11 protein-coding genes are annotated in these 12,092 nt (G+C 65.3%); 3 read left to right on the top strand and 8 right to left on the bottom strand.

Annotated elements, in window-relative coordinates:
- The first annotated feature begins 104 nt into the window (after positions 1-104).
- Positions 105-647: a peptide deformylase gene (gene def, locus AC1D02_RS00290; RefSeq protein WP_477312517.1), complete on the top strand. Its 543-nt coding sequence runs from the start codon at positions 105-107 to the stop codon at positions 645-647.
- 19 nt (positions 648-666) lie between these two features.
- Entirely contained in the window at positions 667-1,623 is a 957-nt protein-coding gene (gene fmt / locus AC1D02_RS00285) for a methionyl-tRNA formyltransferase (protein ID WP_477312515.1), read from the top strand.
- Between the two features lie 19 nt (positions 1,624-1,642).
- Here the strand turns inward: fmt and AC1D02_RS00280 are convergent, their stop codons facing one another.
- On the bottom strand, positions 1,643-1,876 hold the full coding sequence (locus AC1D02_RS00280; protein ID WP_477312513.1) for a BrnA antitoxin family protein: 234 nt from the start codon (positions 1,874-1,876) through the stop codon (positions 1,643-1,645).
- A gap of 278 nt (positions 1,877-2,154) precedes the next feature.
- Between AC1D02_RS00280 and metH the strand changes: the two genes are divergently transcribed.
- The gene (gene metH, locus AC1D02_RS00275; protein WP_477312511.1) at positions 2,155-5,925 is read left to right on the top strand and encodes a methionine synthase; all 3,771 of its coding nucleotides are present in this window, start codon (positions 2,155-2,157) and stop codon (positions 5,923-5,925) included.
- A 39-nt stretch (positions 5,926-5,964) separates the two neighbouring features.
- On the opposite strand, the gene AC1D02_RS00270 is transcribed toward metH, so the two are convergent.
- From AC1D02_RS00270 to AC1D02_RS00240, 7 genes are all read right to left on the bottom strand, one after another.
- Positions 5,965-7,242: an ABC transporter permease gene (locus tag AC1D02_RS00270; RefSeq protein ID WP_477312509.1), complete on the bottom strand. Its 1,278-nt coding sequence runs from the start codon at positions 7,240-7,242 to the stop codon at positions 5,965-5,967.
- A 1-nt stretch (position 7,243) separates the two neighbouring features.
- A complete protein-coding gene (locus AC1D02_RS00265) occupies positions 7,244-8,185 on the bottom strand; it encodes an ABC transporter ATP-binding protein (protein ID WP_477312507.1) in 942 nt (313 codons plus the stop codon).
- Positions 8,186-8,303: 118 nt separating this feature from the next.
- A complete protein-coding gene (locus AC1D02_RS00260; protein WP_477312505.1) occupies positions 8,304-9,584 on the bottom strand; it encodes an EAL and HDOD domain-containing protein in 1,281 nt (426 codons plus the stop codon).
- A gap of 107 nt (positions 9,585-9,691) precedes the next feature.
- Complete coding sequence (locus tag AC1D02_RS00255; RefSeq protein WP_477312503.1) at positions 9,692-10,459, bottom strand: class II glutamine amidotransferase; 768 nt, start codon at positions 10,457-10,459, stop codon at positions 9,692-9,694.
- A 100-nt stretch (positions 10,460-10,559) separates the two neighbouring features.
- On the bottom strand, positions 10,560-10,817 hold the full coding sequence (locus AC1D02_RS00250) for a BTH_I0359 family protein (RefSeq protein WP_054266260.1): 258 nt from the start codon (positions 10,815-10,817) through the stop codon (positions 10,560-10,562).
- 83 nt (positions 10,818-10,900) lie between these two features.
- Positions 10,901-11,281: a GTPase gene (locus AC1D02_RS00245; protein WP_477312501.1), complete on the bottom strand. Its 381-nt coding sequence runs from the start codon at positions 11,279-11,281 to the stop codon at positions 10,901-10,903.
- Positions 11,278-12,000: a response regulator gene (locus AC1D02_RS00240; RefSeq protein ID WP_477312499.1), complete on the bottom strand. Its 723-nt coding sequence runs from the start codon at positions 11,998-12,000 to the stop codon at positions 11,278-11,280. The genes AC1D02_RS00245 and AC1D02_RS00240 overlap by 4 nt, the downstream gene beginning before the upstream one ends.
- Between the last annotated feature and the right edge of the window lie 92 nt (positions 12,001-12,092).

Below are 12,092 nucleotides of genomic sequence, written 5' to 3'. Positions count from 1 at the left end.
CGCTCGGCCCTGTGGCCGATCTGTTGCGTTTTTGTTGATTTAGGGCATTAAATTTGTGTGGCGCAGTCAAACCCTTATTCAATTACTACCGAGTTGTCCGACCTATGGCCTTACTGAACATCCTGCGCTATCCCGATCCCCGCCTGCACAAGGTGGCCAAGCCGGTGACCGAATTCGGCGATCGCCTGAGCAAACTGGTGACCGACATGGCCGAGACCATGTACGACGCGCCCGGCGTCGGACTGGCCGCCAGCCAGGTCGACGTGCACGAGCAGCTGGTGCTGGTCGACATCTCCGAGACCAAGGACGACCTGAAGGTGTTCGTCAATCCCGAGATCACCTGGGCCAGCGAGGAAAAGCAGGTCTACGACGAAGGCTGCCTGTCGGTGCCCGGCATCTACGACGGCGTCGAGCGGCCGGCGCGCGTCAAGGTGCGCGCCCTCGACCAGCACGGCAAGGAATTCGAGCTCGAGGCCGACGGCCTGATGGCGGTCTGCATCCAGCACGAGATGGACCACCTGCTGGGCAAGGTGTTCGTCGAATACCTGTCGCCGCTCAAGCGCAACCGCATCAAGTCCAAGATGGTCAAGGAAGTGCGCGGCCTCGAACGCGAGGCCGCGCTCAAGGCCGCCGGCCGCCGTTACTGACCGGCCCGGCCCCCCCCCGATGAAAATCGTCTTCGCCGGCACGCCGGAGTTCGCCGCGCAGGCGCTGGCCAAACTGCACGCGGCCGGCTTCGAGATCCCGCTGGTGCTGACCCAGCCCGACCGCCCCGCCGGCCGCGGCCTGCAATTGCACGCCTCCGCCGTCAAGCAGTTCGCGCTGGCGCACGGCATCGAAGTGCTTCAGCCGCTGTCGCTGCGCCAGGACAGCGCCGACCCGCAGCGCGCCGAGGAAGCGCGCGCCGCCCACGCGCGCCTGCTGGCGACCGATTACGACGTGATGGTGGTGGCGGCCTACGGCCTGATCCTGCCGCGCAGCACGCTCGACATCAGACCCTGTATCAACATCCATGGCTCGCTGCTGCCGCGCTGGCGCGGCGCCGCGCCGATCCACCGCGCGATCGAAGCGGGCGATCTTGAGACGGGGGTGACGATCATGCAGATGGAAGAAGGCCTGGACACCGGCCCGATGCTGGCGATCGAGCGCGTCGCGATCCAGGCTGCCGACACCACCGCCAGCCTGCACGATACGCTGGCCGCGCTGGGCGCCGACATGATCGTCGCCGCCTTGCGCAAAATGGAACAGGGGCCGCTCGAAGCGGTGCCGCAGCCGGCGGCCGGCGTGACCTACGCGGCCAAGATCGGCAAGGAAGAAGCGCGCCTCGATTTCAATTTGTCGGCGCAGGAACTGGGGCGCAAGATCCGCGCCTTCAACCCGTTCCCGGGCGCGCAGGCGCTGGTGCACGGCGTGACCATCAAGATCTGGGGCGCGGAAGTATTGGATGCCGACAGCCGCGCGCTGCCGGGCCAGGTGCTGGCGGCCGACGCCACGCACGGCATCGTGGTGGCCTGCAAGAGCGGCACCTTGCGCCTGACCGAACTGCAAAAGCCTGGCGGCAAGCGCCTGCCGGCCGCCGAATTCCTCAAAGGGTTTCCCTTGGCGGAACTCTGTTTCGACTAGCGAAACAGTCCCTCTTTACTTAATTGACCTGCGCTGTGGCCTCATCGCGATGATCGGCCATGTACTGCCGCAGGATCTGGTTGATCCGCGTCTGGTACCCCGGCCCCGCACCCTTGAACCAGTCCAGCATGTCGGTGTCGAGGCGGATCGTGACGATCTGCTTGAGCGCCACCACGTTGTTTTTCGGCGCGGCCGAGCGCGACTCGAGGGCTGAAGTGGGTGCTTCCCAATCCTGTGCAAATTCTTTGTTCATGTTGCCTTCCGATACGAAATCAATAAGAGGGGGCGGCACTGCGGCCAACCCGTTCAATGATTTTGTTACCAGCTTGTATCGGAAAGATTGCTAACCAATCGGTAATTGTATCGTTATGTAACAATCGCCCTGTAGATACAGAACGATACATACACAGGTCAACGAAACCGGTATCCGGCCGCGCAAAGGCAGGAAGAGGCCGCGGGAAAACCAAAATGGATTGATGCCGTATAATTTTATGGCACTGCGCTCCTCTCCTCCCCATCGAAAGCCCAAGCATGATCATTGCCACCAACGCCGCCGTTTCGCAGACCGACACCCAGCTGCGCGAGATTCTCGCACGGCGGATCATGATCCTCGACGGCGCGATGGGCACGATCATCCAGCAGTACAAACTGGGCGAGGCGGAGTACCGCGGCGAGCGCTTCGCCGACTTCGCGGCGCCTGTCGGCAGCGGTGCGCGCGAGCTGTTCGTCAAGGGGAACAACGAGCTGCTGACGCTGACGCAGCCGCACATCATCCAGGAGATCCACGAGCGCTACCTCGCTGCCGGCGCCGACCTGATCGAGACCAACACCTTCGGCGCCACCAGCATCGCCCAGGACGACTATCACATGGGCCACCTCGCCTACGAGATGAACGTCGCCGCCGCCAGGCTGGCGCGCGCCGCCTGCGACAAATACAGCAGCGCCGACAAGCCACGCTTCGTCGCCGGCGCGCTCGGGCCGACGCCGAAGACCGCGTCGATTTCGCCCGACGTCAACGACCCGGCCGCGCGCAACGTCACCTTCGACCAGCTGGTCGCGGCCTACCACGAGCAGGTGCGCGGCCTGGTCGACGGCGGCGCCGACGTGCTGCTGGTCGAGACCATCTTCGACACCCTCAACTGCAAGGCCGCGCTGTTCGCGATCGACCTGTATTACGAACAGCACCCGGCAATGGCGCGCCTGCCGCTGATGATCTCCGGGACCGTTACCGACGCCTCCGGCCGCATCCTGTCCGGCCAGACCGTGCCGGCCTTCTGGAACTCGGTGCGCCACGCCAAGCCGCTGACGATCGGCCTCAATTGCGCCCTCGGCGCGGCGCTGATGCGCCCTTATGCCGAGGAGTTGTCGCAGATCGCCGACACCTTCGTCTGCATCTACCCGAACGCCGGCCTGCCCAACCCGATGAGCGACACCGGCTTCGACGAACTGCCGGCCGACACCTCGTCGCTGCTGCGCGAATTCGCCGACGCCGGCTTCATCAACATCGCCGGCGGCTGCTGCGGCACCACGCCGGAGCACATCGCCGCGATCGCCGGCATGCTGGCCGCGACCAAGCCGCGCGAAGTGCCGGTGGCGCCGGTCGCGCTGCGCCTGTCCGGCCTCGAGCCGTTCACGGTCGACGCCGATTCGCTGTTCGTCAACATCGGCGAGCGCACCAACGTCACCGGCTCGAAAGCGTTCGCGCGCATGATCCTCAACGAGCAGTTCGACGAGGCGCTGTCGGTCGCGCGCCAGCAGGTGGAAAACGGCGCGCAGGTCATCGACATCAACATGGACGAGGCGATGCTCGACTCGGTCGCCGCGATGACGCGCTTCCTCAACCTGATCGCGTCCGAGCCGGACATCTCGCGCGTGCCGATCATGATCGACTCGTCGAAGTGGTCGGTGATCGAGGCGGGCCTCAAGTGCGTGCAGGGCAAGGCCATCGTCAACTCGATCTCGATGAAGGAAGGCGAGGAAGAATTCATCCGCCAGGCCCGCCTGTGCCGCCGCTACGGCGCCGCCGTCATCGTCATGGCTTTCGACGAGCAGGGCCAGGCCGACACCTTCGAGCGCAAGACCGAAATCTGCAAGCGCGCCTACGACGTGCTGACGCAGCAGGTCGGCTTCCCGCCCGAAGACATCATCTTCGACCCGAACATCTTCGCCATCGCCACCGGCATCGAAGAGCACAACAACTACGCGGTGGACTTCATCAATGCCACGCGCTGGATCAAGCAGAACCTGCCGCACGCGCACGTGTCGGGCGGCGTGTCGAACGTGTCGTTCTCGTTCCGCGGCAACGACCCGGCGCGCGAAGCGATCCACACCGTGTTCCTGTACCACGCGATCAAGGCCGGCATGACAATGGGTATCGTCAACGCCGGCATGATGGGCGTCTACGACGACATCCCGGCCGAACTGCGCGAGCGCACCGAGGACGTGGTGCTGAACCGCCGCGACGACGCCACCGAGCGCATGATCGAGATCGCCGGCACGCTCAAGGCCGGCGACAAGCAGGACGCGCAGAACCTGGCCTGGCGCGAGGGCACGGTGCAGCAGCGCCTGTCGCACGCGCTGGTGCACGGCATCACGCAGTGGATCGTCGAGGACACCGAGGAAGCGCGCCAGGAATTGCTGGCGTCGGGCGGGCGCCCGATCCACGTGATCGAAGGCCCGCTGATGGACGGCATGAACGTCGTCGGCGACCTGTTCGGCCAAGGGAAGATGTTCCTGCCGCAGGTGGTCAAGTCGGCGCGCGTGATGAAGCAGGCCGTGGCCCACCTGATCCCGTTCATCGAAGAAGAGAAGAAGCTCGAAGAGCAGCGCACCGGGATCGTCGCCAAGCCGAAGGGCAAGATCGTCATCGCCACCGTCAAGGGCGACGTCCACGACATCGGCAAGAACATCGTTTCGGTGGTCCTGCAATGCAATAACTTCGAAGTGGTGAACATGGGCGTGATGGTGCCCTGCTCCGAGATCCTGGCGCGCGCCAAGGTGGAGAACGCGGACATGGTCGGCCTGTCCGGCCTGATCACGCCGTCGCTCGAAGAGATGGCGCACGTGGCCAAAGAGATGCAGCGCGACCCGCATTTCCGCATGCTGAAAATTCCGCTGCTGATCGGCGGCGCCACCACCAGCCGCGCGCACACCGCGGTGAAGATCGCGCACAACTACGAGGGCCCGGTGGTGTACGTGCCTGACGCGTCGCGCTCGGTGTCGGTGGCGCAGGCGCTGCTGACGCCCGAAACGCGCGAGCAGTACATCGACGACATCGCGCAGGACTACGTGCGCATCCGCGAGCAGCACGCCAACAAGAAAGCGCTGCCGATCCTGCCGCTTGCCGAGGCGCGCGCCAACAAGGCCAGGCTGCCGTTCGCGCCGGTCAAGCCGAAGTTCATCGGCCGCCGCGTGATCAAGAACGTCGACCTGGCCGTGCTGGCGCGCTACATCGACTGGGGCCCGTTCTTCCAGACCTGGGACCTGGCCGGCCCGTATCCGGCGATCCTGACCGACCCGGTCGTCGGCGAGGCGGCGTCCAAGGTGTTCGAGGAAGGCCAGGAGCTGCTCAAGAAGATTATCGAAGGACGCTGGCTGACGGCGAACGGCGTCATCTCGCTGCTGCCGGCGAACAGCGTCAACGACGACGACATCGAGGTCTACACCGACGAATCGCGCAGCGACGTCGCGCTGACCTGGTACGGCCTGCGCCAGCAGGGCGTCAAGCCGAAGGTCGACGGCGTGCAGCGGCCGAACCAGTGCCTGTCCGACTTCATCGCGCCCAAGGACTCGGGCGTGCAGGACTACATCGGCATGTTCGCCGTGACGGCCGGGCTGGGAATCGAGAAGCACGAGAAGCGCTTCGAGGACGCGCACGACGACTACTCGTCGATCATGCTCAAGTCGCTGGCCGACCGCCTCGCGGAAGCGTTCGCCGAATACCTGCACGAGCGCGTGCGCACCGACCTGTGGGGCTATGCGACGGGCGAAGACCTGAGTAACGAAGCGCTGATCGGCGAAGCGTATTCCGGCATCCGTCCGGCGCCAGGCTACCCGGCGTGCCCGGAGCACACGGTCAAGGCCGATATGTGGAAGGTGCTGCAGCCGGAGGAAATCGGCATGACGCTGACCGAGTCGTACGCGATGTCGCCGGGGGCCGCGGTGTCCGGCTTCTACCTCGCGCACCCGGACTCGAAGTACTTCGTGGTCGGCAAGATCGGCGCCGACCAGTTGGCCGACATGTCGGCGCGGCGCGGCGTCGACGTATCGCAGATGGAAAGCTGGCTCGCGCCCAACCTGTAAGCAGGTGCGGGGTCAGGTCCGGCGGACCTGACCCCATACTCAATGCTGGTCGCGCCGGAATTTGGTCAGCGCCAGCGCCGCGAACAACAGCGCGAATCCCAGCTCCGCCGCCATCGCCATGCCGGCCGCGTCCATCCCCAACCCGCGCCACGTCATCGCGTCCAGTCCGTCGATCGCCCAGCGCGTCGGCACCGCCACCGTGATCTTCTGAACCCAGTCCGGGAACATGAACGAAGGCACCCAGGCACCGCCCAGCATCACCATGATCAGCGTCGCAAACACTGCGATGCCGCGCGCCGCTTCCGGTGTCTTGCCGAACGCCGCGATCAGCAGCCCGAAGCTGGCCGTCAGCATGCCGAAGCAGACCGCGACGCCAAGGAAGCCGGCCAGGTTGGCGATGTGGACGCCGAACACCGCGACCGCGAAGCCGAACATCACGCACAGCAGCACCACCGAGATGATCGCCGCCGACGCGGCGCGCGCCAGCAGCACCGTGGTCAGGGTCACCGGCGCGGCCAGCAGCCGGCTCCAGATGCCGCTGCGGCGCGCCAGCAATATCTCGATCCCCATGTTCACGCCCATGAACAGGATGAACTGCACGCCCATGCCGGCGAACGAATGCGCGTAGCCGTTGTAGCCTTCCTTCACCCGGCCCGACGTGACCTGCTGGTCGCTCGTCGTGAACGGCATCGACAGCCCTCCCCCGGATGCCCCGCCCGTCTTCCGCACTTCCGGGCGCGCCTGGAATTTCTTCAGGCTGCCGAGAAAATCCTTGAGCGCCGGATCGGACGAATCGTTCTGCTCCAGCTGCGCGATGCTCTTGTCGGTGAATGCCTTGCCGCTCTGCCCGCCGAACATCTCGGCGCTCACCACCTGCATCACCTGCTGCGTCAGCAGGCCCTTGACCATCGCCAGCACCGCTTGCTGCGACGGGTCGTACAGCACGTCGATGCGCGGCTTCTCGCCGGAGCCGAACAGCGCCGCGCCGGCCGCTTCGCCGAAGCCCGCGGGGATGATGATCGCCGCCTTCTGCTTGCCCTTGCCGACCGCTTCGCGCGCCGCAGCCGCGTCCATGTCGGTGATGTGCAGCGCGGTGTCGGCCCGCAGCGCCGCGGCGACCTTGGCGCCAACTTCGCCGCTGTCCTGCTGGACCAGAGCGACGTCGATGGCGCCGCCCTTGGCCGGGCCGGAGCCGCCGAACAGGTAGCCGAAGAAGGTCGCGATCAGGATCGGCAACACCAGGTTGACCAGCAGCGCGCGCCGGTCGGACAGGAACAGGATCAGGTCTTTGCGTACGAGTGCGAGGAATGCGGTCATGTCAGTCGCGCAGCGAGCGCCCGGTCAGGTTGAGGAAAATGTCTTCGAGCTTGGTCTGCGCGGTGGCGAAGTGCAGCGGGCGCACGCCCTGGCGTTCCAGGTAGCCCATCACCGGCAGCGCGGAATCGGTCGACGCCAGCATGATGTCGAGCCGCCCTCCTTCGCTGCTCGCCGACGTCACGCCGTGCATCGCGCGCACGCCATCGAGCAGGATCTGCGGCGCCGCCTCGTGCAGTTCGATGCGCAGCGCGGCCTGCGCCGGCAGGCGGCGGTGCAGCGCGGCCGGGCTTTCGTCGGCCAGCACCTTGCCGTGGTCGATGATGACGATGTGGTCGGCCAGCCGCTCGACTTCTTCCATGTAGTGGCTGGTGTAGATCAGCGAGCGGCCCATGCGCTTCAACTGTTCGAGCGTGTCGAAGATGGCGTTGCGGCTCTGAGGGTCGACCCCGACGGTGGGCTCGTCGAGGATCAGCAGCTGCGGGTCGTGCATCAGCGCCGCAGCGATGTTCAGGCGCCGCTTCATCCCGCCAGAGAACGTCGCGGGCTTGTCGCCGGCGCGGTCGAGCAGGTTAACCAGCGCCAGCACGTCGTCGCAGCGTTTCTTCGCGTCGGCGCCGCGGATGCCGTACAGCGCGGCGAACAGCTTGAGGTTTTCGCGCGCCGAAATATCGTCGTACAGCGCCAGGTCCTGCGGCACGAAACCGATCTTGCGCTTGGCGCCGGACTGCCCTTGCGTGACCGCCTCGCCATCGAGTTCGACGCTGCCGGCGTCGGCACGCAGCAGGCCGCAGATCATGCTGACGGTGGACGATTTTCCGGCGCCGTTCGGGCCGATCAGGCCGACCGTCTGGCCGGCCTGCACGTTGAACGAGACGTCATCGACCGCGCGCCGGGCGCCGTACGATTTGGTCAGGTGTGAAACTTTGAGAAGAACAGAAGCCATGGCGGCGATCCCCGTGTAGACAGTGACGCAAGTGTAGCGGGCGGCACGCGGCCTGGCCCATTACATTTGTCACCACTTTCAAGGGAACGTCGTACCAGCGAAGGCTCGTACGGCAGGCCTAAATAGCGTAGCGCACCACGTTGTCGCTCCACGCGTACGCGTCGACTTCGAACTGCACCAGCTCGTCGCTGGAGATGGCCAGCTGTTTGAGGGTCGGCAGCACCAGGTCGTCGCTGCCTTCCATCTGCTCGATCGACTCGGCAAGCTTGAGCAGCTCGCCGAAGAAGCCGGTGCGGTGCACCAGCGCCGCCGACACTTCGTCGACCACCGGGATCTGCGCCACGATGTCTTCCATCGTCATGCCGAACAGCGCGTCCATCAGCGACATGATGCCGACCGTGAAGGCCGCTTCGGCGACGTTGCGCTGGCTCGGGCGCAGCCGCTTGGCCAGCAGCTCGAGCAGGCGTCCGCGCGTGGTGGCCAGCATCAGCAGCGGCGAGGCGCTGTGATGGCGCTGCGCCGGGTCGGCGTACAGCATGATCTGCAGCCAGCGCTGCAACTGGCGCCGCCCCAGCACGATCAGCGCCTGGCTGACCGAGTCGATTTTCTGGCGCATGCCGACCGCCGGCGTGTTCACCAGCCGCACCAGGTTCAGCGCCAGCGTCACGTCGTTCTTGACCGCGCGTTCGATCTCGATGTTTTCGGCGTCGGACGTCACCAGCGACATCAGGTTCGTGATCGCCATTTGCGACGGCGTCAGCTTGCGTCCGCCGATCACCAGCGGCTTGGCGAAGTAGTAGCCCTGGAAGTAGTCGAAGCCCAGTTCGCGGCAGTGATCGTATTCTCCGCGCGTCTCGACCTTCTCGGCCACCAGGCGCTTGCCGTCGCGCTTCAGTTCCGGCGCGAGCCGCAGCAGTTCCGACGGCGCCATCGCGCTGGTGTCGATCTTGACGAAGTCGGCCACGGGCAGCAGGCGTTCGAAATTCGGAGTAACCGCGCCGACGTCGCCGAGCGCGAAACGGAAGCCGTGGCCCTTGAGCTGTGCCATCCGGTCCAGCAGCGCGTCGCTGGCGTCGACGCTGTCGACCACTTCCAGCACCACTTTCTCGCGCGGGAGGAACACGAAGATGTCGCTCATGATGACGTCGGCGTCGACGTTGAGGAAGCCCTGCGCGTCGCCGATCACCTTCTCGAGCCCGAGCTGGCCCGCGTGGGCGATGACGCCGGCGGTGGCCGACAGGCCGCTGGCGATGTTCGCCGCCCCGGCCGCCGATCCGCGGAACAGCAGCTCGTAGCCGAACAACGCCTGGTTGCGGTCCAGGATAGGCTGGCGCCCCAGGTAGAAGTCGCGCGCGCCGAATTCTTTCAAAGCGTGGGAAGTGCTGGCGTAGTCGGTCATCGCAGTCGTCGCAGGAACGGGAGAATGCAGGTACTTTACCTTATTCTCTTGCGTTGGTGAATTTTTGTCATCGAGCAAGCAAAGATATTCTGTGCTTTTGACAAACTTTACGGCAATGGCGCCCCATCGACGAACACTTTCAGTTCGCCGGGCCGGAATTCGGTCCAGGTTTCGTTGGTCGTCAGCGGCTCGGTGACGATGATCGCGACCCGGTCTTCCGGCGTGGTGACTTCGGAGAAATCGACGCTGACGTCTTCGTCCGACAGCTTGGCCGTGACGAACGGGTATTGGCGCACCACGTAGCACAGCCGGGTCGAGCAGTGCGCGAACAGCGCCGAGCCGTCCGACAGCATCAGGTTGAAGGCGCCGTGCGCGGCGATGCCGGCCACCAGCTCGGCCAGTGCCGCGCGCAAGGGGCCCAGCGCCGGCGCGGTGTCGCCGAAACGCGCGCGCAACTGTTGCAGCAGATAACAGAACGCCAGTTCGCTGTCGGTGTTGCCGACCGGGCGGAACGGGCCGTCGAGCGCGGGTGCGAATTCCTTCAGGTCGCCGTTGTGGGCGAACACCCAGTAGCGGCCCCACAATTCGCGCACGAACGGGTGGCAGTTTTCGAGCGCGACATGGCCCTGCGTCGCCTTGCGGATGTGGGCGATGACGTTTTTCGATTTGATCGGATAATTCTTGATCAGCTCAGCGATCGGCGATTCGACTGCGGCCTGGTGATCGACGAAATGGCGCACGCCGGCGCCTTCGAAAAATGCGATGCCCCAGCCGTCATGGTGGGTGTCGGTGTGGCCGCCGCGCTTGGCGAAGCCGGTAAAGCTGAAGACAATGTCGGTCGGGACATTGCAGTTCATTCCGAGGAGTTGGCACATGGTATCGAGCTTACCATATGCGGTGCAAAAGAACGGGGTCAGGTCCGCCGGGGCGACGGGGACGCCTAGTCCCCGGGTTTGCCGAGACAGGGAGCGCTGATCAGTGCAGCAGCACAGGCTGGCTCATCAGCGAATCGTAGGAGCCGAGAAAGTCGTCGATCTCTTCCATCGTCGGTTCGCTCGCGATCAGGTTGTTGACGTCGCGCCGGAACGACTGCGCGAGCTTGCCGCCGATAAACGCTTCGCGCCGGCCGGACTTGTCGACGATCTCGTACCCGCCAAAACGCAAGGCTTCGAGATTATGGTCGACGCCGAACTCGACGACGCTGTACTGCTCGCTGTTGTAGATCATGTTCATGGTGACTCCTCTCGATCAGACGGTTAAGCAGGCTGACTTTCCGCTCCGCCTTCAGTGATGAAGTGGGGCTGGCCGGTCCGATTTCAAGGGTGCAGGTCCGGCGTCAGTTCCAACAGCTGATCGTATGGCGATTGCTCCAGCCACGATCTCAACTGATCAAGGTGCTCCGTTGTTGCCAGACCGATATACAGCCGTTCGGGCCGACGCCGCAGGAGACGATTTAATGTTACACGTAAAACGAGATTGCCGGTGCAGCACAGGCAACCGGGCGCGATGCGTTCCAGCCACAGCGTGGCGGAAGGGACGAGGATGGTGTGACCGTCCGGCAGGCCCTCGAGCAGGACGGCGGTGGCGCAGTGCGTGGCGGACGTCAGTTGATCGGCGATCAGCCGCTCGCGCGCGCCGGCGTCGGCGCCGGTGACCAGCGTGGTGATCACCCGGGCCGGCGCGGCGGCGCCGGTCATCCGCCTTTTTTGGCCAGCTTGCCCGGCTCGACGCCGAGCTGCTTGAGCTTGCGGTACAGGTGGGTGCGTTCGAGGCCGGTCTTCTCGGCCACGCGCGTCATGCTGCCGCCTTCGCGCCCCAGGTGGTGCTCGAAGTACATGCGCTCGAATGCGTCGCGCGCTTCACGCAGCGGCAGGTCGAAACTGAGGTTGTGGCCCTGCGCCTCACCGCCGTTCGGCAGGCCGCCCATGCGCGGCGCGATGCCGGACGATTGCAGCGACTGCGCGGCGAACATCGCCGACGGCGCGACGCTCTCCTCGGCCTGCGGCGCCATCATCGGGCGCGCCGCCGCGACCGGCGCGCGCGGCGCTTCCTGCGCGCGGGTCAGACCCTGCTGGACCGCCTTGAGCAGCTTTTGCAGCGCGATCGGCTTTTCGAGGAAGTTGAGCGCGCCGATGCGGGTCGCCTCGACCGCGGTGTCGATCGTCGCATGGCCCGACATCATGATGACCGGCATGGTCAGCAGGCCGTCGCGCTGCCACTCCTTGAGCAGGGTGACGCCGTCGGTGTCGGGCATCCAGATATCGAGCAGCACCAGGTCCGGCGCGCCGGCATTGCGCGCGTCGCGCGCCTGCTGGGCGTTTTCGGCGAGCTGGATCGCGTGGCCTTCGTCGCCCAGGATCTCCGAGAGCAGCTCGCGGATGCCCATTTCATCATCAACTACGAGAATGTTTGCCATCTGTGTGTATGCCTTCTCTGATTTCACGCCCCCCGGATGCGCGCGGCGCAGCGGTCGATTAACGGTATTCTAAGTGCGATTGTATGGTTGCA

The organism is Massilia sp. P1_C10 (genome assembly GCF_056406475.1).
The sequence above is the reverse complement of the archived record's forward strand: the minus strand, read 5'-3'. Positions and strand labels throughout refer to the sequence as shown.

Excerpts from the sequence above, each read along its gene's own strand:
- def (WP_477312517.1), top strand. The coding sequence starts at position 105 with ATGGCCTTACTGAACATCCTGCGCTATCCCGATCCCCGCCTGCACAAG.
- fmt (WP_477312515.1), top strand. The coding sequence starts at position 667 with ATGAAAATCGTCTTCGCCGGCACGCCGGAGTTCGCCGCGCAGGCGCTG.
- AC1D02_RS00280 (WP_477312513.1), bottom strand. The coding sequence starts at position 1,876 with ATGAACAAAGAATTTGCACAGGATTGGGAAGCACCCACTTCAGCCCTC.
- metH (WP_477312511.1), top strand. The coding sequence starts at position 2,155 with ATGATCATTGCCACCAACGCCGCCGTTTCGCAGACCGACACCCAGCTG.
- AC1D02_RS00270 (WP_477312509.1), bottom strand. The coding sequence starts at position 7,242 with ATGACCGCATTCCTCGCACTCGTACGCAAAGACCTGATCCTGTTCCTG.
- AC1D02_RS00265 (WP_477312507.1), bottom strand. The coding sequence starts at position 8,185 with ATGGCTTCTGTTCTTCTCAAAGTTTCACACCTGACCAAATCGTACGGC.
- AC1D02_RS00260 (WP_477312505.1), bottom strand. The coding sequence starts at position 9,584 with ATGACCGACTACGCCAGCACTTCCCACGCTTTGAAAGAATTCGGCGCG.
- AC1D02_RS00255 (WP_477312503.1), bottom strand. The coding sequence starts at position 10,459 with ATGTGCCAACTCCTCGGAATGAACTGCAATGTCCCGACCGACATTGTC.
- AC1D02_RS00250 (WP_054266260.1), bottom strand. The coding sequence starts at position 10,817 with ATGAACATGATCTACAACAGCGAGCAGTACAGCGTCGTCGAGTTCGGC.
- AC1D02_RS00245 (WP_477312501.1), bottom strand. The coding sequence starts at position 11,281 with ATGACCGGCGCCGCCGCGCCGGCCCGGGTGATCACCACGCTGGTCACC.
- AC1D02_RS00240 (WP_477312499.1), bottom strand. The coding sequence starts at position 12,000 with ATGGCAAACATTCTCGTAGTTGATGATGAAATGGGCATCCGCGAGCTG.